Source organism: Candidatus Uabimicrobium helgolandensis (genome assembly GCF_041508025.1).
In the GTDB taxonomy this organism is placed as follows: Bacteria; Planctomycetota; Uabimicrobiia; order Uabimicrobiales; family Uabimicrobiaceae; genus Uabimicrobium; species Uabimicrobium helgolandensis.
Map to the genome: position 1 here is coordinate 1421147 of NZ_CP165719.1, position 21755 is coordinate 1442901.

The 21755-nt window shown below is 34.4% G+C and carries 16 protein-coding genes; 2 read left to right on the forward strand and 14 right to left on the reverse strand.

The annotated features are described in order from the left end of the window. Positions 1–127 precede the first annotated feature (127 nt). Entirely contained in the window at positions 128–3418 is a 3291-nt protein-coding gene (locus UABHE_RS05150; RefSeq protein WP_372369173.1) for a hypothetical protein, read from the forward strand. Positions 3419–3470: 52 nt separating this feature from the next. Next, complete coding sequence (locus UABHE_RS05155) at positions 3471–4343, forward strand: leucine-rich repeat domain-containing protein (protein ID WP_372369174.1); 873 nt, start codon at positions 3471–3473, stop codon at positions 4341–4343. Between the two features lie 184 nt (positions 4344–4527). Here the strand turns inward: UABHE_RS05155 and UABHE_RS05160 are convergent, their stop codons facing one another. The 14 genes from UABHE_RS05160 to UABHE_RS05225 all read right to left on the reverse strand — a co-directional run bounded on the left by UABHE_RS05160 (position 4528) and on the right by UABHE_RS05225 (position 21740). Next, on the reverse strand, positions 4528–4644 hold the full coding sequence (locus tag UABHE_RS05160; RefSeq protein ID WP_372371570.1) for a four helix bundle protein: 117 nt from the start codon (positions 4642–4644) through the stop codon (positions 4528–4530). Positions 4645–4935: 291 nt separating this feature from the next. Continuing rightward, positions 4936–7863: a HEAT repeat domain-containing protein gene (locus UABHE_RS05165; RefSeq protein ID WP_372369175.1), complete on the reverse strand. Its 2928-nt coding sequence runs from the start codon at positions 7861–7863 to the stop codon at positions 4936–4938. After that, on the reverse strand, positions 7850–10708 hold the full coding sequence (locus UABHE_RS05170) for an FtsK/SpoIIIE domain-containing protein (RefSeq protein ID WP_372369176.1): 2859 nt from the start codon (positions 10706–10708) through the stop codon (positions 7850–7852). Before UABHE_RS05170 ends, UABHE_RS05165 begins: the two co-directional genes overlap by 14 nt. A 20-nt stretch (positions 10709–10728) precedes the next feature. Then, positions 10729–11103 (reverse strand): hypothetical protein, encoded by a 375-nt coding sequence (locus tag UABHE_RS05175; protein WP_372369177.1) that lies wholly within the window; start codon positions 11101–11103, stop codon positions 10729–10731. 148 nt (positions 11104–11251) lie between these two features. Further along, positions 11252–11524: a WXG100 family type VII secretion target gene (locus UABHE_RS05180; protein ID WP_372369178.1), complete on the reverse strand. Its 273-nt coding sequence runs from the start codon at positions 11522–11524 to the stop codon at positions 11252–11254. Positions 11525–11963: 439 nt separating this feature from the next. Further along, positions 11964–12440: a Fur family transcriptional regulator gene (locus UABHE_RS05185; protein WP_372369179.1), complete on the reverse strand. Its 477-nt coding sequence runs from the start codon at positions 12438–12440 to the stop codon at positions 11964–11966. Then, positions 12437–13108 (reverse strand): hypothetical protein, encoded by a 672-nt coding sequence (locus UABHE_RS05190; RefSeq protein WP_372369180.1) that lies wholly within the window; start codon positions 13106–13108, stop codon positions 12437–12439. Before UABHE_RS05190 ends, UABHE_RS05185 begins: the two co-directional genes overlap by 4 nt. A 2-nt stretch (positions 13109–13110) precedes the next feature. Then, positions 13111–14502 (reverse strand): ribosome biogenesis GTPase Der, encoded by a 1392-nt coding sequence (gene der, locus UABHE_RS05195; RefSeq protein ID WP_372369181.1) that lies wholly within the window; start codon positions 14500–14502, stop codon positions 13111–13113. A 264-nt stretch (positions 14503–14766) separates the two neighbouring features. After that, positions 14767–16134, reverse strand: coding sequence for a hypothetical protein (locus tag UABHE_RS05200; protein WP_372369182.1), 1368 nt, complete (start codon positions 16132–16134; stop codon positions 14767–14769). Further along, positions 16112–17506: an alkaline phosphatase family protein gene (locus UABHE_RS05205; protein WP_372369183.1), complete on the reverse strand. Its 1395-nt coding sequence runs from the start codon at positions 17504–17506 to the stop codon at positions 16112–16114. The genes UABHE_RS05200 and UABHE_RS05205 overlap by 23 nt, the downstream gene beginning before the upstream one ends. A gap of 3 nt (positions 17507–17509) precedes the next feature. After that, complete coding sequence (locus UABHE_RS05210) at positions 17510–18355, reverse strand: UbiA family prenyltransferase (protein WP_372369184.1); 846 nt, start codon at positions 18353–18355, stop codon at positions 17510–17512. 3 nt (positions 18356–18358) lie between these two features. Further along, positions 18359–19564, reverse strand: a complete 1206-nt coding sequence (eboE, locus tag UABHE_RS05215; protein ID WP_372369185.1) for a metabolite traffic protein EboE — start codon at positions 19562–19564, stop codon at positions 18359–18361. After that, complete coding sequence (locus UABHE_RS05220) at positions 19548–20711, reverse strand: 3-dehydroquinate synthase (RefSeq protein WP_372369186.1); 1164 nt, start codon at positions 20709–20711, stop codon at positions 19548–19550. The genes eboE and UABHE_RS05220 overlap by 17 nt, the downstream gene beginning before the upstream one ends. Positions 20712–20747: 36 nt before the next feature. Next, positions 20748–21740 (reverse strand): sialate O-acetylesterase, encoded by a 993-nt coding sequence (locus tag UABHE_RS05225; protein ID WP_372369187.1) that lies wholly within the window; start codon positions 21738–21740, stop codon positions 20748–20750. Positions 21741–21755 lie beyond the last annotated feature (15 nt).

Sequence of the window (21755 nt, forward strand, 5' to 3'; positions counted from 1 at the left end):
CAATTATTTTGGTGTAAATTTGTACCGATGATCACTGGTTGTTTGAATTGTCGGGATCAGATTCGGGATCGTATTTTCATTTCAACTCACACAAATCGTTAAAGTTTTGTAATGATAGGAGGTGGATATGTATGAATCTAAAAATCTCGATCTCTATATAGATTTTTTTCTAAAAGGTTTAAAAACAAATAGCCCAATTGTTATAAACCAAGATTATTTTTCTATTAGCGAAATCGAAGAGATTACTCTTATGTACGCTGCTTACAGTCACAAGCAGATTTGGAGAATAGAACCACAGCTTATTGAACTTCTTGAAAGTCCCAAAAAAAATACACGTTTATTTGTAACAAAATTGTTAAAAGTATTAACTTGTTCTTCACCAAAAAAACAATCTCTTTACAAATATGAAGCGGAAAGAATTGCCAATTTGTTGCTTCAGTGCGAAAATATTAGCTCAATGACTGATAAAGACATCAATATCTTTATAGAACAAAACGTCAAAATATCTCGACAAAACTATCAGCAAAAATTTGCTTTTAATTTACAAGACAACAACAACAATATAGAAGGGGATAATTTATTTCCGATAAAAGAAATATTGCGTCAGCAATTATTACGTAAACAAATAAGTGAAAAAAAAACTTCCACTCCACAACAAATATCCTCAAATGAAAAAACAAACTCAACTCCAAAACAAACTCTAGATTCACATCAAAATACACTAGAAAAACTTATCACAGAAAACTCAGGAAGTAAATTACAGGAAGAAAAATCTTTCATTGATTCAATAGACGAAAACAAGAAACAAATTCGCGTACTCATAGATATATATATAAAGTCAAAAAAATATATGGCAGCGATTTATGCACTTGAAAAATATTTGCAGTTGGACTCTAGTAATTTTGATATTCAATATAATATAGTGAAAACAAAGGTTCTTTATATAAAAGAACAATTAATAGAAACACATAAGCATTTTTCGCAAGATAAACAAAGGATACAAACACTACTTACACATAAAAATAATACCATCATTCGCGGCTACAAAGAACTCATACAAGAACGTCCTACAGAAACAGAATTACATTATACACTTGGAGTAGCATTATTTGATGAAAAACAGTTCAATACCGCTATTAAAAGTTTCTGTGAAGCTTACTCCAATCCAAGATGTGAAGTAAAAAGCCATCACTATTTGGCTCGCTCTTTTATAAAAATAGGAAATCCTTCTTTAGCGAAAGAACATTTCATTCAAGCTCTAAAAACAGCTAACCAAAATAGTGCAATATATAAAGACATCTGTTATGATTTAGCTGATTTTTACGAACAAAATGATAATTCACAGCAAGCATTAGAAATTTTTAACAAACTCTGTCACAAAGATATTAGTTATAAAGACGTGATACAGCGCAGAAAAAACCTAATTAAAGACAGTTCTTTCGACAAACTTATACTATTTTTATTTGTTGGAATTGCAGCAACAATAGCATCTTCATTTTATACATCCTTTTCTATTTTATCGTTTTGCTGCATTGGTGTTGTACTTCAAAACTTGTACAAAAAAGTTGAAAACGCATTGAAAAACAATAATTATGATTTAGCAATTTATATTTTAAAAGACCAAATCCTAAAAACACAACCGCAAGATGTAAAAGCACAAAAACTTTTATTGACTACAATCAGAAAAAAACATCAGGTTTTCGGATATCCATCAAAAGCTAGCTACTCGTACAAAAAAAGTACTATTTTTGTAAAAATAAAATTTTTTCGTGTGTCTAAAAATTGGCAAAAAGTCATTCAAGAATCGCATAATTATCTCACCTACGATCCGGACAACATTAGTATACTGTGTATACTAAGTCAGGCTTATTTCGAAAAAGGTTACATACACCCCGTTATTTACATTTGTGAAGAAATCTACTATCTTGATCCAGATAATATTGATAATCTTTTACTACTAAGCCGTGTTCACAAAAATATGGAAAACTACGACAAAGCTATCTTCTACTGCCAAAAAGCAGCGAAATTAGATCCAGAAAATAGCGAAATCATTAGAGAAGTAAAACGTATTGCAGCAATGAAAACTACAAATGTATATAACGAAGCTCGATCAAGTAGAGACCTTATTAAAGACCCGAAAAAAGCAGAGTTACTTGAAAAATTAAATAAAAGAATACGCTCGCAACAAGATGCTTTGGAAGTTCTCGAATTCCAAAAACAATTGATAAAAAATACTCAAAAACAACAATCCTTATCAGAAGAACCACAACCAGTTGTTGCAGAAAAATCATCTCCAGTTATTACAAAAGAAGAAACTAAAACTAAAACGCTTGACAAAGAAAAAGTAGCTGTTTCTGATGAAAAAAAGAAACTTACACTTCCTCAAAAAGCAGAGCTCCCTGTTTTTGAAAAGTTCTTGAGTGAAGATGCTGCACGTCCTGGGTCTATTGAACGTACAATCGCACAATCTATTCGTTTAATGAAGGTTTTGCAATATTCTCTTGGCTTAAAATGCATTGTTATTATCAATGCCATTGATTTAACGGTTGATGCATTTAGCTCTTACGTTACTGGGATTTTTCGGACTTGGAAAACTTCAAAAAGTATATACCGCAATGTTGAGCGCACTAAAAATAACAGTCATGTTAAAGAACTTCTTGCAGAATTAGAAGAAAATCGCCTTCGCCTTTCACGGCTATTTACTTTGAGTGGATATGAAACCAATCTTTATCAAGATCAACATTTACCGTCGTTTGCTTTAAAATTAATCATCGAATCGCGCGGGCACTTAGATGAAATGAAACAAGATCTCTCTTTTTTAACCTCAACCCAAACAAAGAAAGCTGTTAGTAGCTCGATAAAAGACACCTTGATGTCGTACATTCCCAATCCATTTTCGGTATTCACAGCTTGGAAAGACCTTGTTATTCTCATTTGGTGGATGAAGTATGATCGTCGCCACATCGAAGAAATGTACGCAGATTTAATTATTGCTTACCATCGTATAATCACTATATTGCAAGAAAAAGATAAACAACAACCCCAGAAAATACTTCTTAGTTACGAACAAAAGTTACTCAAGCGCCTAGAAAAGAACCTAGATGAAGACGGAGATTTGGAATATTGGATAGAGAAAGGTCGCGTTGCCCTACAAAGATTAATTCAAATGCTTACCAACCCTGAAAAATTTATTATTTGTAGCAAGTGGTCTAAAAAAGACCTGATAACGGAAATCAAAAGCGGCAATAATCATCCTAAATATAAAATTGAACTTGAAAAATGGCTAACAACGCAAGTAGTAAAACATTTAAAAAGTGAAAAAACATCTAAAGAAGAAATAAAGCTCTACTACCGCGAATCGCGTTTATTTCGCCGCCGATATAAATTACAGAAAAAGCTTTCAGGCATATTCGTGTAATCGTACTGACCTAACAAAAGTAATTTCTGGATGAATGAGGTTAAAAAAGAGTATGTTAAATACAATTAAAGGAAAAACGTTAACAGAAGTGCAGCCAAACACCAGATATATGGGATGCTCTTTTTACCTAGAGAGGATCATAGAAAGTAATTTCGATAACGTCGAGTTTGACAACTGTTCTTTTAGAGGTAAGCGATTATCATTTGAAATCTTAAAAAAAAATATATCTGAAATGCCAAAGTGGCTATTCAATATTACAACTATTCAAAGTATAGATATGTGCAACAACAAAATAGAAAAAATCCCGAAAGAAATTGCAAATTTATCGTCATTGGAGTCCTTGCATCTTTCTGGAAATAGAATAACAGAAATCCCAAAAGAAATCGCAAGTTTATCATTACTTCGCGAGTTAGATCTCGAATACAATGGCATAAGCGAAATTCCAAAAGAAATGGCAAATTTATCATCACTAGAAACCCTAAAGCTCTCGTTAAACCGAATAAACAAAATTCCCAAAGAAATTGGAAAATTATCATCGCTTCGTCATCTACACCTTGTAAAAAATCGCATAAGTGAAATTCCAGAAGAAATCGGAAATTTATCATCACTTAAAACTTTAAATCTTAGTAGCAACAACATACGCAGTATACCAAAAGAAATCAAAAACTTATCATTGCTTAAAGTTTTAAGGCTTGCTGATAATCTAATACACTATATACCAAAAGAAATAGGGTGTTTGTTATCACTTCAAACTTTAGTTCTTGAATATAATGAGATACAAGAAATTCCCAAAGAAATTGAAAATTTGTCGTTACTTCGATCTCTAAGACTTGAGAACAATGAAATACGCAAAATTCCAAAAGAGATCGAGGCAATGTCATCGCTCAATTTATACCTAAAAGATAATCTTGGTGAATATCAGTAATGGTATTCCACTAGCGCGTGTCCTCATTCAAATAAAAAGACGTGATCGTGACCCGCGAACATAGTCGTTGTCGTGATCGTAGCCGAATAATTATAACATTTTAGAGAGCATCGAAACAATACGAGTTAACAAAAGTTTCCCATCTTGCCGCGAGAAATATGATAGAATCGAGCTTTATCTGCAGCTAAAAGGTACCGGTAAATTTGCCATTGCCTTCAACAATATCGAGAGGAATAGATAAACAAGCACGTTTAAGCTGATCAGCAAGAAAAGCATAGCCAGAAGGAATGTTTTGAATAATTTAAAATGATAAAGCTAAAAATTTAGTAGAAGCTTTATAAACGTCTAGTTTTTCGTGGTTAAATTGCATGAAAATCTCCTTGAATTTTCGATCAAGATCACGGTCAAGGTGATTGTTCGTTTCCTAAAATTTTTATTTATAAAAATTTGGCTCAGCAGGAGTTTCGCCCTCCTAGTTCTAAATGCAACAGTGATTTAACAATTATGCGATTTCTCTTTGACTTAGTATATACAATACTTTCACAGCTATTATGAATTCCTTAAGTCAACAGTAGTCAGCACACGCCCTAATCTACTCTGTAAAAAATTGCAACTCAAAGCGCTCTATTTCCAAAAGAAAGTCAATTACAGTAGTAAACACCTTGCGTCCTTCAACTGTCAAATACAGTGGATTATAGGTAAAAATAATTCCGTGATTTTCGTTACCATAATTCAAGATTGTATAACCTTTGTGATTACCAGCATACGGTTTCCAATTAATAGGGTATGGAGATGTAACAAAAAAAGTGTTTTGTTGTTGTTGCATAAGTAACTGTTGTTTTATATTTCCTAGGAACCCTGGTTCGAGGTTGATTTCGCGGTGTTTTTGACTATTTTGCTGTTGCCATACTCCGCTGAGAACTTCTCCAGAGTTGTGTAGCAATAAAACTTTCATTTTCTTCGCTAATAGTTCCACTATTCGTTCTTCTGATAGGGCATTTTTTTCCGCCGCAATAACTACATTAACTTGTGGTATCGCTTCAATATTGTGTACTAAAGTAATATTTTTGTAGCCAAGCTTTTGTAATAAGTTTTTCATTTCCAGCTCTTTGCCTGAGAACACGTGCATCAACGCAATTTTAGTTTGTCTTCTTTGATGTTGTAAAATAATACTAAGCGCTTTTTGCGCTGACTTGCTTTTTACTTGGAGTTTTGCTAACGCTTTTGTAGATGCGATTAGCTTATAACGAGCGCTGTACGATGAAAGTAGTTTAACACGGCTTACAAAAGACTTTACTTGCGCAAGCTTTTTCCACAGCTTAAAATTACTACGATCAAGTACTTGTAGTGTTAAAGCTATTTCCTTGCGAAACGGATAACTTTTTTCCTCACAAAGAACAACGATCAAATCAGCAATAGATTTTTTGTCGTTCATTTTTGCTAAAGCGTTGATTATTTGCATCTGTACTTTTTTCGATTTTGTGTGCAGTAGTCTACTACGCAAATATTTCACCGAAGAAGGGTATTCTAATCGCGCAAGACCATAGAGCGCAATTTCACTAAATTTATGTTGCTCCTTACTAATTTTTGTAAAATAATCAGCAACAACTTGCTGTTGTTTATGACGTTTTGCTAATATCACCAAAGACTTCATTAAAACTTTATAAGTCGATATATTTGTTGACTTCTTTGCTAATTCTAGTATTTTTTCTATCCAATTTTCTACGCCGTGTTTTGCAAGATACTCGATCGCTAGTTTTTTATTTTCAACATGGTAGAAAGAAAATATCATTTGCCAATACTGCTTTTTTTTAGGTTGCAAGACAATCAATTGTTCTAGAGCTAAAAATGATTTTTCTCGCGGCGCTATCACAATCAACTCTTGTAAAATATCGATACCGAATGTAGAGATTATTTCTGTTTGGCGAGCGTCTTTTGCAAAAAGCATTGCAAATTTTTTAGCTGGTAGAATTTGTGAAAGTTTTTGCCACTTGCGCTGTGCGATCAAGTTTGTTTTATATTCAGAATTGTAGTTGCTTATTTGCGGATGATCTCGATACTCTTTGTAAATAGAAAATAACGTTTGCGCACTCATCTCGCACACTTGCTGTTCAGGATGATTTGTGTAATTTTCAATAATGTCGATGTAATGATCATCAAAGCCGCGATGTGTGAAACTATTAATATTACTCAGGCGTAAGTCACCAAAACGTTTCTGCCCCCAAAAAGCAGCACTCCAGACAAATGCTATACACAGACTTAAAAATAGTAAAATCAAAAAATAATACGATTTTTGCGGAACCTGTTCAAAAAGCAAATGTTGTTGCACATTTTTAATTGAATATGTTCCTAAAGATAGTTTCTTTATACAAAAAAACAAAACAACACCAAGGCTTAGTAAAATTCCAAAGCATACAGAAGTAAAGTAAACAGAAACGCCATGAAAAGTAGCAATGTGCTCTAAAGGAGATTCTAAGAAAAAAACATCTTCAAACAGTGGCTTTGTACTCAAAAGAAGAGCAGTAACAAATAGAAACGGCAAACAAGTACAAATAGCCAGAAATCGTTTGTTTCTCAAAAATTTAATAGTACGCTCACTAAACTCTTTTTCTTCCTTAGATTTTTGCTGTAGTTTCTCTTCTTGCTTGCGCATTTCCTTCTGTTTATTTGCTATTGCATCTTTCCAAACAGGCATAGAAACCGAAAGCATTTGTAAAGTATCATCAATACGTGCATTAGCAACGCGATAGTCAAGAGCAGATGAACTTTCATTAAAAAAAAAGCTTTCGCTTACTGCATTAAAATCTTCGTAAAGAGCATCTGTTTTTTCTCTTTTGTATACTAGTAGAGATGGATAGTCAATAGAACTCGCTGTTTCTATAAATCGATCAAGGTTATCTTTTGTTATTTGTAGATGCTTGATTACTTGCTGTTGTTTTTTTTGAGAAACATCATTGGCTTTTTCAAGTTTTTCAAGTAGGTCACCAACAGCTTTGTCAAGTATTGGCAGTTTATTAGCGTCAATATCACACAACATACTCTCAACAACATCGAGTTCTTCGCGAATTTCTTTCCATAAATCTGGAGCGTATAATTCTAAGCGATCGCTATCATATAATTCAAATTTTTCTGCAAAATATAACATTTGTTCGCGTACTTGAACAAGCAAATCTTGTTGCTTAGAAATTTGCTGTTGTTCTTCAACAACTTTATCTTTAAAAGAAAGTAGTAAAAACGGTAGTAACTCTCTTATCGCTATTGACAAAATTTGCTGACTTTCTACAACAAGACGTTTTAATTTATCTAATGACTCTTTGTCTAAATCGCGTCCGATCAAAATATCTATCGCCGATATATTATCGCGAAGTATTTCATAATTAGCAAAATTGTGTTTTTCTAACACCTTGAGATCTGTGTCTTGTAAAGTATTAAAAAAATCCTTGAGTTTTTCTTGAACAACAACCTGCTCGTTTTCTGCTACAGTTGAGGATAGATTGCTGTCTGGATTATATTTTGTCATGTCGACTACCTAATCTATCAAATAGTTTTTCGATCCAGTTTTTACTTGGAAATTCATAAGGGCAGAACTTTTCCAAATGAGAACTATTTTCTTCGTTGTACAATATAGCGCGGTTAGCATCTAGTTTACTTGCAAGCGTGGAATCAAGAATAGCGGTCGAATCCATCGCATTCATTTGCATGGTAATACGTATATCAAATTCTTTAAGAGATTGGCTTAAGGTTTTGTTCATATTCGCACGAGTATCACAATAAACAAACGAATGAATCCCGACATCAGGGCCTTCTTCGAGAATAGTAGTAAATTTTTTGGTTTCTTCAGGCGGGGACCATGAATCAGGAGCATGCAAATTTCTAGCTCTTTGTAAACCAATAAAAAACAAGAATACTTTTTCCGAATTTCGTTCCATCGTTTCTTGTTGTAACCGACCATCGACAATTTCATGAATTTCGCTAATAATCTCTACAGCATTTCGCCTATTTTTTTCCATTTTTATAAAAGAAAAAGGACTCTTTGGGGAAGTTGTTATTGTATCTAAAACACTTTGCCATCCCGTATCTGTTGTGCCCAAATTAATAATATAAAACTTTGTTTGCTTAGGACAACTTTGTGCAAATACGCTAGCCATTGCACATAAGAAAATCCCTAATATGCGTTCTTCATTTTGTCCGATAAATAAGATATTTGCCGCAGTTTGTTGCTGCAAAGCAACATGTGTATGTTCATCTCTCATAGCAATAGGTTCGCCAAACCATATTCTTATCCCACCTTCTTGCAATTGTTTTTCTTCAACAATTTTGTGCAAAACTTTGTTTGTGTCTATATTAGCGAAACTATCCCCTTCAAACAATATCGTTTCACAAGCGTTAGGAGCCTCATTGTGTATCTTACGCAAGTACTCTTCCATTATTGCGTCTTCTAACCAAAAAGTTTGGAAAACATTATTGCCTTCAACTAAACCGTTTGCGTCGTTATAAATGCCTTCTCCAGGTCTACTTAGGTGTTTTGCTGCGGGATTTTCATCTCCAAGTATAAGCCGTGAGTCGCCATCACTACACTGCAAAGCAATACGAATAGCTATTTGATTAGTGATTGCAAGTGGTAAACTACCAGAACCAGTGAGAGATTGACTCGAAAGAACAATATGAATACCTGCACTACGTCCCTTTCGTACTAGACGTTCTAATATATTGCGCGCTTGCATCGCAAGCTGATCTTCTTCTGTAAAAAATTCTTGGAATTCATCAACAACTAGCAATATGCGCGGTAAAACCTTATTGTGTTTATGGCGATACTCAGTAAGATTTTTAACTTTATTCGGGCGAAAAAGTTCATCTCCGCGGTAAGTCAATTCTTCATCAAGGCCTTTTAAAACACTAACACCAAATTCTCTTTCACTTTGTATAGCGATTACCTTCGCGTGTGGAAGCACAGGGTCAGCATATTTTTTAAATTCTACACCTTCTTTAAAATCGATAAGATATAGTTGTACCTCTTCAGGAGAATAGGCAATTGCCGTTCCTAGAATTAAAATATTTAATAGTGTGCTTTTACCTGAACCTGTTTTTCCAACCATAAGAGCGTGGTGTGTTAATCCTTTACCTATTGAAAAACAGAGTTCATTTCTACCTGATTTTCCAATAGGTATTTCAATAGATTCCTTCGCGTTTTTCAGCCACCATTCGGGATACAAACGTTCAATAAATTTTTCATATGGTACAGTGACCTGACTAGCAGCATGGTAAGTGCTTTTGACTTTCTGCAACAACTCATTAAATTTAGGCAGCGGTTTTTCTAAAAAAATTTGTTGATCACCATTTTGCTGTACAAAAGTAATTTCCTCACTATTTTCAATTTTACTCTCATTAAATATGTGGCAAACAGTTTCTAGATCTTCGAGAGAAAAATTATAAGGCATTTTCTTACTAGTATCTACATGAACAGCTACATATATTCCACTTTTAGGACCATTTTTGGCAATACTTAATAATCTTTGCGCTGAATACATGGTAAAACCTGTAGGAAAGTTTGCGACTACAATCAAACGATATGGCTCTGCCACCTCAGCAGCATCATTGTTGTACTCCTCTATATTCTTATATTCATTCAGTAAGTATTTCTGAATGATATTTTCCATGTGTTCACACAACTCTCCAAGTTTTTCTTCTATTTTTTGTGCATCAGACCAAATTTTTCCACTAATCGCTTCTTCTGGTAAATGCATAAAACCTGCAAAATTCGACCCTACCCCTACTGGATCTATCATGAGAAGACGTAATCGCGCAGGAGGTAAGGACACAAGTAAACGCAGTGCAATATTTTGTAGGGCCGCAATCGTAGTCTTGTGTTCTCTCGATTTAATAAGCAAATTCTTATGACCAAGAATATTTAAACATAGGGGAGTTGTAATCGATTCTGTTTCATGGGAAATACTAGAAGTTCCCACTCTTGTTAGCGGTAAAGGTTCCACTGTATCTACTGGTTGATAATTATCCCAAACTTCATTGTGATCCCACGGAAAAACGCCGTAAGTATCAGTTCCAAGACACTTTTCAAGTAGGCGTTTTTTGCTCTGTTCATATTTCTTCTCAGGATTTGATTGGATTGTAGTTTCTAGTGAAGGGAAAGAGATGTCACTTTGTGGAGAGTTTAAAACAATGTCGCGAAGTTTTTGTATCTGCGAAGCTACTTGTTTTGCTGTCGCTTTATTTTTTGGTATTCCCATACTAGGAATTGAATGCAAATCACCACTTAAAACCTTTGAATGCTGATCACTAATTAGTTCGCGCGTTTTATGTAATTTTTGCAAAAGTTCTTGAAATTTTTTTAAGAGCTGTTCAGTCATAGTGACCTCTACTTTTAGAATCAAGTATCATCTTCGCTTCCTTCGCAGTTAGAGGAATTCATCTGTTGCATAGACAATTGCAAGTGTTGTTCTTGTTTTTCCGAATTATCTATTTGCTGTTTTAGCCTATTTAACACTGGTGTTACAAAGCCCGTTTCTTCCAAGACAATTGTATTATTATTCAAAACATCCAAATGAAAACGATAGTGAACCAATAATCGACTACTTGTTATCAAAATAATTGTTCCGCGTATAAAAGCATAAAAAGTAAGTAGTAACACAATAATTGCGGCAACAGCAAAAACAACTAGTTCTGTAAACAAAATGCCTAAATAATATACGAGTATTGTGGAAGCAATTATAATTGACAAATAGATTTTTTTTGCTTTGATCATTGATTTTACTCAAAAAGAATTTATATTTTGAAAGCACAGTTAAAAGGTAGAACAACAATTGCGCAAAAGAAAGATCGTTTTTGCGTAATTATTGTTCTACACTTAAGTCAACGGACTTGGGGGAGGCTTCTGTGGTACTCAACTAATGTTATCTTTGTTGCAAATATTTTTCTGCAGCTTCTGCTTTTCTCGCTAGAAATTGCGAATATTTTTCTGTAGACTCCATTAGTTTTTGTAGAGGTTGCATTGCTTGCGCAAACTCTTCTGCAAATTTTTGGTGTTCTTGATCGCGCCATGTAGTTGCTAATTGTCGCGCGTGGCTATTCATTTTCGCGCTCATCTCTTTTAAGTTTGTTTCAAATTGTTTTAGGTGTGAACAAAATTTTCTCAGTTCTTCTGGTTTTACAATTGCTTGTGGCATAAGTATGTCTCCCGTAATTATTAAATAGTGATAGTTGTTTATTGTTTCTATACTATAGAAATAGTCTTTCTTTATTTTGCATTCTATTTCACTAAAAAGTCAATACAAAAATCAATCGTATCTACTTTAAAACATATACACCTTAGTGTTTCGAATCTAAATTGTCCTTTTTCTGTACTTTTGGTATGCGTCTGCTTCCTAGGAGAGCAATCGGTGCAACTACTGAGAAGACATTATACCATTGCCTTCTCTATATTTTAGATTCAGTCAAAAACACTAGCTCGAGGTTTTCAATTCGTAAGGCATGATAGTTTATAATCAAGGAAAATTTTATGGCAATTGGTATACTAGGTTGTATTTTTATGGTAAAAATGCATTTAAAAAACGAACAAGAAAATCAAAATAAATCTCTAAGTTAGTTACGAACCAATCCAAAGATTTATGATGAAATATTGTCTGGTATGGCAAACTTGCAGTCGTGGCAGTACCCTTGAAGCTCGATGATATGTGATTGTACTATAAAATTGATTTCTGTAGCGATATTCTGCAAAAGTGTATCTATTTTTACATTGGTAAATTTAATGATGTTGCCACAATTACTACATATAAAATGATGATGCGGCTGATTATCATCGTGCACATATTCATAGTATGTTTGTTTGTCACTCAAGTGGACTTTGCGTAGTAAACCGCAATCTACTATAACTGGAAGAGTTCTGTAAATTGTGGCTTTTGAAACATTCACACCATGCTTTCTCATCGAAAATAACAAATCTTCTGCTTGAAAATGCGAAGAGTATGAGTGAACTTCTGCTAAAATTTTCTTTCTTTCCGTTGTAAATTTTAGCTTTTTACTTTTTAAAAATTCACAAAATTTGTGAATATCTTTTTCAGAGACTTCATTATTTTTGCTCATTTTTTCTTTTTCTTTTTACTTTTAGGTTTGCGATTTTCTTCATGCTTGTTGTTTTGCTGTACTTGTTCTTTTTTTTGCTGTTCTTGTTCTTTTTTTTGCTGTTCTTCAAAATCTTTGATTTTCTTTAGTTCTTGTTTTTCGCCTCCCGTGCTCAAAAACATAATCATTTCAAGCATCGCCTTCAACTGAATAAGATCTTTTTGATTGGCGCGAAAGTTTAATTCGTGTATATGATTTCCCCGATAAATAGTGATAAACACGCGTTGTTTTAATACAAATGCAAAAACAGCAGAAACAACACCCACAATAAACAAAGCCACGCGCAATGAAACAGAAAAAGGAATACTTGCATAAATCAAAAGCATTGATACTACAAAACAAAATATTGCGCAAAAAAGAAGTACTGTACGAAATCTTTCACGCATAGAAATAGAGGTAATACTTTTTACTGGAATATACATAATTTTACGTCTAAAAAATCCCCATTCGTCAGAGACAAATAAGTTTTTATTTATCTTTATCGTTGTTTCATTACTTCGTACGAAAAAGCTTAAGACCCAACCAATTAATGTTGCTGGGCATGCGCGAATCAATATACGTGGTAGTTTTTCATCTATCTCAAAATGTAATATCTTTTTTGCTGCAGTAAATCCCCAAAGTGTATTCAAAACTAACGCTCCTCATATTCCTTAAAGTTAATTTGTTTTTCTGTTTCATCAATACCAATTTCTTTTTCTCCTTTTTGCGCTTTCTTGTTGCGAAATTCTACGCGAATAGGAATTTCAGCCAAACGCAACTTCTCTTGAAGAGAGTTAAACATATAACGCTTGTAACCTCTACTTATAAACTCGGGTTTATTACAAAATAATACCATTGTTGGTGGGTTCACGTCTGCTTGTGTTCCGTAAAATATTCTTATTTTATGTCCACGAAAAACGCGCGGCGACTTTTTCATGATAATAGTTTTTAAAACCCGATTTAATTCACCTGTACTTACTCTACGCTGGGCTTGTTTCATCAAACTTCGGGCAAGATGAATTGTTGAAGTAACGTTTTTACCTGTTTCCGCGGTAATAAAACTTACCGGTGCGTAAAAAATATGAGGCAATGTTTTTGATATATATTCTTCATAATCAGATGTGTTTAGATGCTCTGGTACCAAATCCCATTTATTAATAACAATAATTGTCGGCTTATGTTGTTCGCGAACATACATAGCAATTTCACGATCAATACGAGAAATATCTTTGGTAGCATCAATAAAAAGAAGCGTTACATCACTACGTCGAATTGCACGTTGGGCTCTTGTCTGGCTATAAAATTCAATAGAATTACGTACATTTTTACGTCTTTTAAGACCTGCAGTATCAATCGCAAGGATACTCTTGCCATCTTTTTCAAATCGAACATCAATAGAATCTCGCGTTGTTCCTGGAATTTGAGAAACAATGACTCGATCTTCGTTAGCTAGAGCATTGATAAAAGTCGATTTTCCCGCATTCGGTTGCCCGACAACAGCAATTTTTAGTTCTTGTTCTACTTCTCCAAGATCTGTACATTCAAAAGGAGTCACCGCTTCTTCAATAAGAAGCATTATATCATCTAAACAATGTTTTTCTTGCGCCGATATACAAATTGGAGCACCAAATCCAAGCTGACGGAATTGATCCGCTTCCATTTCAAATTTAGCTTCATCAGTTTTGTTGGCAATCAAAACAGCGTCTTTAGACCATTTGTGTAATAAACGTGCCACTTCTTTATCTAATGGCGTTATGCCTTCCTTGATATCAACAACAAAAAGTAGTAAATCGGCCTTATGAATACCGATGCGTATTTGATCATAAATTTGATCTTCTAACCTATGCTCATCAACGACTCCAATACCCCCGGTATCGATAAGTTCATAGTAGCAATCTTTTATTTTAAGTCTTGTTTCTACGCGATCACGCGTAACTCCGCTTGTGGGTTCTACAATGGATATTCTACGCCCGGATATGGCATTGAACAAGGTAGATTTTCCAACATTTGGGCGTCCACATATAGCAACAACTGGAATAGTCATAATTAGATAGTTCTCAAAAAAATTTTGGTAGTGATTTTAAATATAAGTGATGCAACATGTCACCAATTAAAATATCAAGTCAAAAATTTATGACCGTCAAACCCGGTAGTTGCAAAATTGCGTCCGAGTCATAAACCCTGACGGTCAATCACAATTACTTTTGATAAAATCTATTAATCGGTGGCATGCTTCATCTATCAAAAACAGTACCCAGCTGAGATATTTGTATCTCAGCTGGGTACTGTTTTTACATTCTTAAAACTTTTACATTTCAGAGATAATTTTCTCTAGTGCTTGTTGGCGTGATATCGAAATTTTAGAACATGCTCTAGTGATACCAACTACTACTTCTTTATCGAGACTCTTAAGAAATTCTTTTGTAGTGATAACACCTAATAAAGCTTTAGTCATAACAGGATAGGCCGCTTCTACCCCTTCGTTTCCTATTTTTTTATACACATATGTTGATGTCGGAGAATGTTTAATATCAAAAGATGCATCTTGCGCACGTCCTTTTTCCAAAAGCATTAACACATCATTATCCATTGTAAGTTTGGAAGAAACACTTGCTTGAGGTAAGTAATATTCAGCTCGAAGAAGGACATCAGTAGAAGAAGCAGGGAAATCACCGAGAAACATTGAAATAGGAGCATCTCCTCCTGTTTCAAGGGCAACCGCTTCGATAATACCTATAGTGAGAACTTTGATTTTTAGATACTCGCGAGCTATCTGAATATTGCGTGTTGCTCGCTGAATAAGACTATTATATTTTTTTTGCGTAGGTGTTTTGCGATAACGATGAAAAACAGTTTCTGGCCGCAAAAAATTCATAAAGCTTTCCATTTTTTGCAATACTTGGCGATAGTCTGTTATCGTATAAACTTTAGCATTCTGCAAAAATGTATTTGATTCTCTCAGTAATGCCCAAGTATTTGTCAAGAACTCTGCGGAATTTTCAAAAGCAAAATTTTCAACATCTTTGTTCGCAAAATTTAATGATTGTTCAACGATAGCAACCACTTCTCCTTTTTCAGGAACTCCTTTGTATTTGTCCTTTAATTTAAGAAGACGTTGCTCTAGATAATCAAAGCAATTTTTACCATCTTGATCTATCGGGCGAAACGGCCTTGTACCTTCAATAATAGCTATTATTGCAATTATCTGCTTTTTATCGAGGAGTGTCTTTAACTTTTCACAAGCAATAAGAGCACTTAAAAATTCATTTAGTCCACCTAAAGACGACATTTCTTGCTCAAGTTTAAAATCAAAAATATCTAAGCACAAATTAAAATATTCATTTTCTGGAATTTTGCTTTTGCTACGTATATACACTTTTTGATCATCAATACGCACGTATTGCAAAAGAAATTCTTCTACTCCTTTAGGAAGCCCACCGTCAACTTGATAGTATGCTAAATCGTGAAATATACATGCTAATACTTCTAATGGCGTTATTCCCTCACTCAATTTGAAGATATGTCCAGAATTGTGAAAATTGCGTGCAAATCCATCCATATTTCGATGTACAAGACAAGAGACTTCTTCTATATACGTCATTTCGTAATCTAATTTTAATTTACTTAGATTGTCGGTAAAAAGCTTAATAATCCTATTGATTGCTGAGTTTTTCATGGTAATTCTCGCCAAATATGTGTGATAAAATGTATTTTTTTACTTTTTCGGCTGCGATTATCGGTTCTGAAACAGCCTGTTTTTGCGAAGAGATAAATATGGGTTGATTGTCCTCAACAACACGACCGTGAGAACCTTTTACTAGCGACGCATCTAAAGAGATCACATCTAATAAGTATCGAAAGCCTAACTTTTTTCTAAGCAATTTATATAGCACTTTTAACATTGGAAATTTAATACGTGGATCAATAAAAAGTTCAACGGGATCATATCCAGGTTTGCGGTGAATATCTACAGTTCTTGCAAAATCCGGCGCGAGTTCATCATCCAACCAGTAATAATAACTAAACCATTTATCTTCGCGTGCTAAAAGTACAAGATCCCCACTTCGCGAGTGGTTCAGTTGATGAAGTTGTTGTTCTTCTTTATCTAGAACAAACTCTATATCAGAAAATTGTTGCAGATATTCTTTTATTTCAGTAATTTGTTTTTTATTCTGAATGTAAAGATGAGCTATTTGGTGATCAGCGACAGCAAAGGCTGCTGAAGCTCCTGGATCTAGTATTTCTTTTCCCAACTCTTTACGCACATGTAACCAATTTTTTTTGCGCAGTAGTCTATTAATGTGTACACACCCATCTACTTTATGTATTGCGTATTCTGATAGTACAATGATTTTACAATTTTTTGCAAGAAAATATTCAATTAATTCGCGGCAAATTTCATCAACTTCTGCAACATCCTTAGAAATTTGAGGGTGGTCAGGTCCCAATTTTTGTAAGTTATAATCGAGATGTGGTAAATAAATCAAATTTAAAGTTGGGTGGTATTCCTCGAATACGCAGCGGCTAGAGTCGGCGATCCATTTACTAGAAACAATATTCGCTTTAGGCCCCCAAAAATTAAATAAGGGAAATTGTCCTAAGTGATTATTTAACTCATCGCGTAAATTTGCAGGAAAAGTATAAATATCAGGTATTTTTCTTCCATCTGCAGGATACATAGGCCGAGGGGTCACCGAAAAGTCAACACTGCTATACATGTTATACCACCAAAACATATTAGCGCAAGTAAAATTATTGTCAATCTTTTTGGCTGTCTCCCAAATTTTTTCACCAGCAACAAGCTTGTTTGATTGTCGCCAAAACCAAACCTGAGAAAGATCCTCAAAATACCAACCATTACCAACACATCCATGTTGACTAGGAGGTAAACCAGTGAGAAAAGTCGACTGGGCTGTACATGTAACCGCAGGGGTTACAGCGCATATATCACTAACACTTCCTTTTTTCGCAAAATTTTGCAAATATGGTGCATAACGCAATAAATTTTGTGTAAGTCCTACAACATTGATGACAACGGTTTGATCCATAACTTAAGTCCCAGGAATAAATTTTTGAGCAAAAAACGTACAAATAAACAATAATACAAAACACCACAAGAGACTAGACACAGGCAAGATTGTAGATAGTAGCATTGCATCCACCAAGCAAACTCCACTAATAAGCCCGCCAATAGCTTGTTTAATTTTCCTATTGTAAAGTAACCGTACGTTACACAAGACCCAAATGAATGCTAAAAGCCCAAATGTAAACTGCGCTCCTAAAAAATAAGAATAAACAAATGGCATTAATAAAAATAACATAGGCCAATAATTTTTTATTTTATTTAGATTTTCTTGCATAGCCATATAAGTTAAACCTACGATATAACTAGAGGCTACTAAAGCAATATGTATTATTACAATAGGAAAAAACTGATCTGTGGTGCTTAAAGCAGCAACAAAGTATACCATAAAGCGACATGAGGCCATAACAAGAGGGCTAAAATAATTTCCTTTGTGCCACATGTTATAAAGTACAATAACACAAACCAGTAAAATAGGCGAAATAATATGCCACAATCGAAAGTTAGAGTACAGCAGTTGACAACATATTACCCCTAACAACATAACAAATATAGCAATTATTAAAGCCTCTTGGCGCTTAATTATACCAGCTGGGATTGGACGATTCGGCCTCTCTTTCCTATCTATCTCACTATCGCAAACATCATTTAAAATCATTCCAGCGCTATAAAATAATGAACAGATACCAGACATGTAGACAAAAATTAACCAAGAAAAATTACCTGTAGCGGCAATAGCAACCATACAGTTTGCCCACACTGTTGGCAAATTAGACACGCGGCTCATTTTCAAATAAGCAATAAATCGCGACATATGTTAACTCCGTAGTTGTTCAAGCGCCCACTGTAATTCACGAGTAATTGAGTCATGCAAAGAGATTTTTCTATATTCCTCTGGCAGCACATCCCAAGTATATGTCTCGACTTCAAAGTGCTCGCAAATGCTTTGTTTTTTTAAATAAGACAATGTTTCTGTAATATGTTTCTGCGTCGAGCGAATTGGAAGCTTCATATTATCCATAAAAATAGGAATATGAAAGTGAATCCGCCACTCAACAAAATCATTCTCTTTATACTGTAATAACTGTTCTATTGCTTCAGGCAAATCAGAAAATCGCGTCAACTTTCCATTACGATTCTCGACCACTTGGTGTAAATAAATCTTATCTACAAATGGTCGTAAACATTCCATGATACTTTTATCGTGCGCCTGAAATTCAATTTTAATAGCGGAACTAATTTGCACTTTACCGATTACTATTTCATTTTCTTCGAGTAATAGCAAAGCGCGCTTGGCATCTTCATATTCAATAGCCATGTGGCAAGTATCATAGCAAATACCAAGATGATTTTTGATGAACGCTTCACTTTGCTCTCGCGTTTGCTGAGTGCGTTCACTAAAGGTTTTATAATTATTTTCGTTAAATATAAAGGTACGGAAAAAATCAATAGTTTCAGCAACGGTTTCAATATAACACCCCGGTTCAGGTTCTAAACAAGTGACTATTTTTTTTCCTGTCTGTTTTTTGATATGATAAAGTTCTATTATATGTTCAATTAAGCGATTTGCAGCCTCAGTCACTAAACTTTCTGACAAAAAACGATCCTTAAAACCCACCGGAACAGTGCTAATTGTTCCGGTTGTATTTTCTGGCAAAACTTTTGAAAGTATGTGCGCAAGGGCATTAGAAAACAATACTCTTTCTTTACTGCTCCAGTCGGGCAAATAAACACCTTTTTTTACTGGTTTCTTATGAAAATGACCGTATATAAAACCGTTTATTGTAAATACATATATATTGTTTTTTGCGCATATATCCTGTAACTCACCAACACCTTGCTCTATTAATTCCTGGCATGCGCGATGCGAAAGCCGTAAGCCAACCCCAAAAGGTTTTTGTGGACAGAATTTCTGTTTAACAACAAGAACGTGGTTTTCTATGTTTGCCAACGTTTCACACCATGTTTCTCCAGGATGAATGTTTGTACAATACCCAAGATGGCTATTATTGGCCATTTCCATTGTAATTCTCCCTTAGATAGTCGATAGCTTCAAATATCATGTCGTGTTCAATTTCATTCACTTCTATTTTTTTACCAATTCCAACAGGTAAAGTAATACACAATATTCCACCAAGGTGCTCGCGAAACTCTTCAAGTCCATTGATAAAGTCTGGATCTTGCATTTCTTTATAATACAATGGAAAACGCAACGAATGTAGTACTTGTAGTATATCTTGTAGTTGCACTTTATTGATAAAACCTTTTTTTTCTGCGTAATAAGAATCGATAGCAATTCCTACGGCAACCGCTTCTCCATGGCGAATATTATATGCGCTTAGAGACTCCAATTTATGAGCAGCCCAATGTCCAAAATCGAGCGGTCGTGAATATCCTAGCTCAAAGGCATCACCACTACAGCGAATGTGTTGCAAATGTATTTCAGCACAACGAAAAATCAATTTTTCCATTGCTATAATATCACGATTTACCAACAAATCTGTATGTTTTTGGATAAATTCAAAAAACGGCTTATCCTTGATTAACGCAACCTTAATCGCTTCAGATATACCAGAAATCCAATCGCGAAAACAAAGAGTCTTTAAAAATTCACGATCGTTAATTACCGCATACGGAGCACAAAAAGTACCCAAAAAATTCTTTTTATTAAAAGCATTTATCGCATTTTTGACACCCATTGCCGAATCATTTTGCGACAGAACCGTAGTAGGAATGCGTATCAAACGCACACCTCGATGGGGAGTTGCACAAGCAAAACCAACCATGTCGAGAACCGCTCCTCCTCCAATCACAACAGCAAAAGAATGGCGACAAATCTTAAATTTATCGGTGTATTTGTGAATAGATTCAACAATTGAAGTGTTATTTTTAACAACTTCACCACCTGGAACAACAATAGGATTTGAAACTAGATTTATTGAACCACATTTTTGACAGTATGTTTTGATACTGTCAATCAAGTCTGGGTGCGTAGAAGATACGTTCTCGTCAATAAAAAACAATACTTTGTGCTGTTTTTTAGGCTCTTTAAAAGAAACACACTGCTCGAAAGTTTTATTATTTTCAGCAAACAAATTTTGGGTAAAGTGAACAGGAAACTCTAGAGTAACTTGTATTTTTTGGTGAATAGTATTTTGTATTTGCATCATCTTGATTTCCACTACAATTATTTATAGAAATGCGCCCTAATTCCTAAACCATTTTCCTATTTTTTCAGCCCACATTTTACCATGGACTTCTAGCCCTTTCAGGCTAAAATGAATTCCTAAACCTTGTAAATCTCGATTGTCACCAGTAAGCGTATCTGTATCAACTCCAAGAAAAGCAATATCATCACTGCAAATCTTTTTTTGGGCATTGCGAATAGGCTCTGAAATAGGATTATCTGGTGTTCGATAAGAAACAAGTCCCACAAACCACGGAACATGCCATCCGCATTCTTCGCGGCTTTTTTCAATAATTTTTTTTAAGCGATAATAATAAACTTCTTCTTTGGTATTATTCCCCGCGTCACTTTCTCCTTGGTGCCAAATAATAGCACGACATCCATGGATGCCAAGTTGTTGCAAACGTATCATCATCCAATTAAACAAGCCTTTTTTTTCATCGCTTTGCGAATAAAAGTCACTATTAGGTAACCATTCTTTAATCTTTGTTCCACCATGACCTGTAATAGCAATACCTATAGGAACTTGGAGATACTGATATAACAAATCACCGAAAAAAAGCCATGGACTTCCTCCGCTTGAAGTATCGTGGGCACCTGGCAAAGGATCTGTTGCAATTGACCAACGATTAAATGCAAAACTCGATATCATACCAGAAAATTGTTTGCTACACTCTTCGCCATAGTTTGTCGAATTAGATTGCCCAGCAACCACAAATACTTCGCCAACACCAAAACGAATGTCATTTTCAATATTAACTTTATTTTCTTTGTCTCTTATTTTTAACGAATACCAGCCACCAGCGCAAATTTTTTCCTGTAAATAAAAATGTTTTTTATTATCTACTTTTATCGCAACTGATTTTATAATTTCTTGATTATTTTCTGTTACTATATCTATAGAAATTGTATCCATTTCTGAATGCACAGTACCACTAAAGATAACATTACCTTTGTCAAAATCGTCTCTTTGAAAAACTTGATTGTTTTGCGGAGATAAAATTTTCAGCATTTTTTTCACCTAAGT

What these genes read in the sequence shown, in the direction of transcription:
- UABHE_RS05200 (WP_372369182.1), bottom strand. Translation starts at nt 16,134, where the DNA reads ATGAAAAACTCAGCAATCAATAGGATTATTAAGCTTTTTACCGACAAT.
- UABHE_RS05165 (WP_372369175.1), bottom strand. Translation starts at nt 7,863, where the DNA reads ATGACAAAATATAATCCAGACAGCAATCTATCCTCAACTGTAGCAGAA.
- UABHE_RS05220 (WP_372369186.1), bottom strand. Translation starts at nt 20,711, where the DNA reads ATGATGCAAATACAAAATACTATTCACCAAAAAATACAAGTTACTCTA.
- UABHE_RS05225 (WP_372369187.1), bottom strand. Translation starts at nt 21,740, where the DNA reads ATGCTGAAAATTTTATCTCCGCAAAACAATCAAGTTTTTCAAAGAGAC.
- eboE (WP_372369185.1), bottom strand. Translation starts at nt 19,564, where the DNA reads ATGGAAATGGCCAATAATAGCCATCTTGGGTATTGTACAAACATTCAT.
- UABHE_RS05150 (WP_372369173.1), top strand. Translation starts at nt 128, where the DNA reads ATGTATGAATCTAAAAATCTCGATCTCTATATAGATTTTTTTCTAAAA.
- UABHE_RS05205 (WP_372369183.1), bottom strand. Translation starts at nt 17,506, where the DNA reads ATGGATCAAACCGTTGTCATCAATGTTGTAGGACTTACACAAAATTTA.
- UABHE_RS05210 (WP_372369184.1), bottom strand. Translation starts at nt 18,355, where the DNA reads ATGTCGCGATTTATTGCTTATTTGAAAATGAGCCGCGTGTCTAATTTG.
- UABHE_RS05185 (WP_372369179.1), bottom strand. Translation starts at nt 12,440, where the DNA reads ATGAGCAAAAATAATGAAGTCTCTGAAAAAGATATTCACAAATTTTGT.
- UABHE_RS05180 (WP_372369178.1), bottom strand. Translation starts at nt 11,524, where the DNA reads ATGCCACAAGCAATTGTAAAACCAGAAGAACTGAGAAAATTTTGTTCA.
- UABHE_RS05155 (WP_372369174.1), top strand. Translation starts at nt 3,471, where the DNA reads ATGTTAAATACAATTAAAGGAAAAACGTTAACAGAAGTGCAGCCAAAC.
- UABHE_RS05170 (WP_372369176.1), bottom strand. Translation starts at nt 10,708, where the DNA reads ATGACTGAACAGCTCTTAAAAAAATTTCAAGAACTTTTGCAAAAATTA.
- der (WP_372369181.1), bottom strand. Translation starts at nt 14,502, where the DNA reads ATGACTATTCCAGTTGTTGCTATATGTGGACGCCCAAATGTTGGAAAA.
- UABHE_RS05175 (WP_372369177.1), bottom strand. Translation starts at nt 11,103, where the DNA reads ATGATCAAAGCAAAAAAAATCTATTTGTCAATTATAATTGCTTCCACA.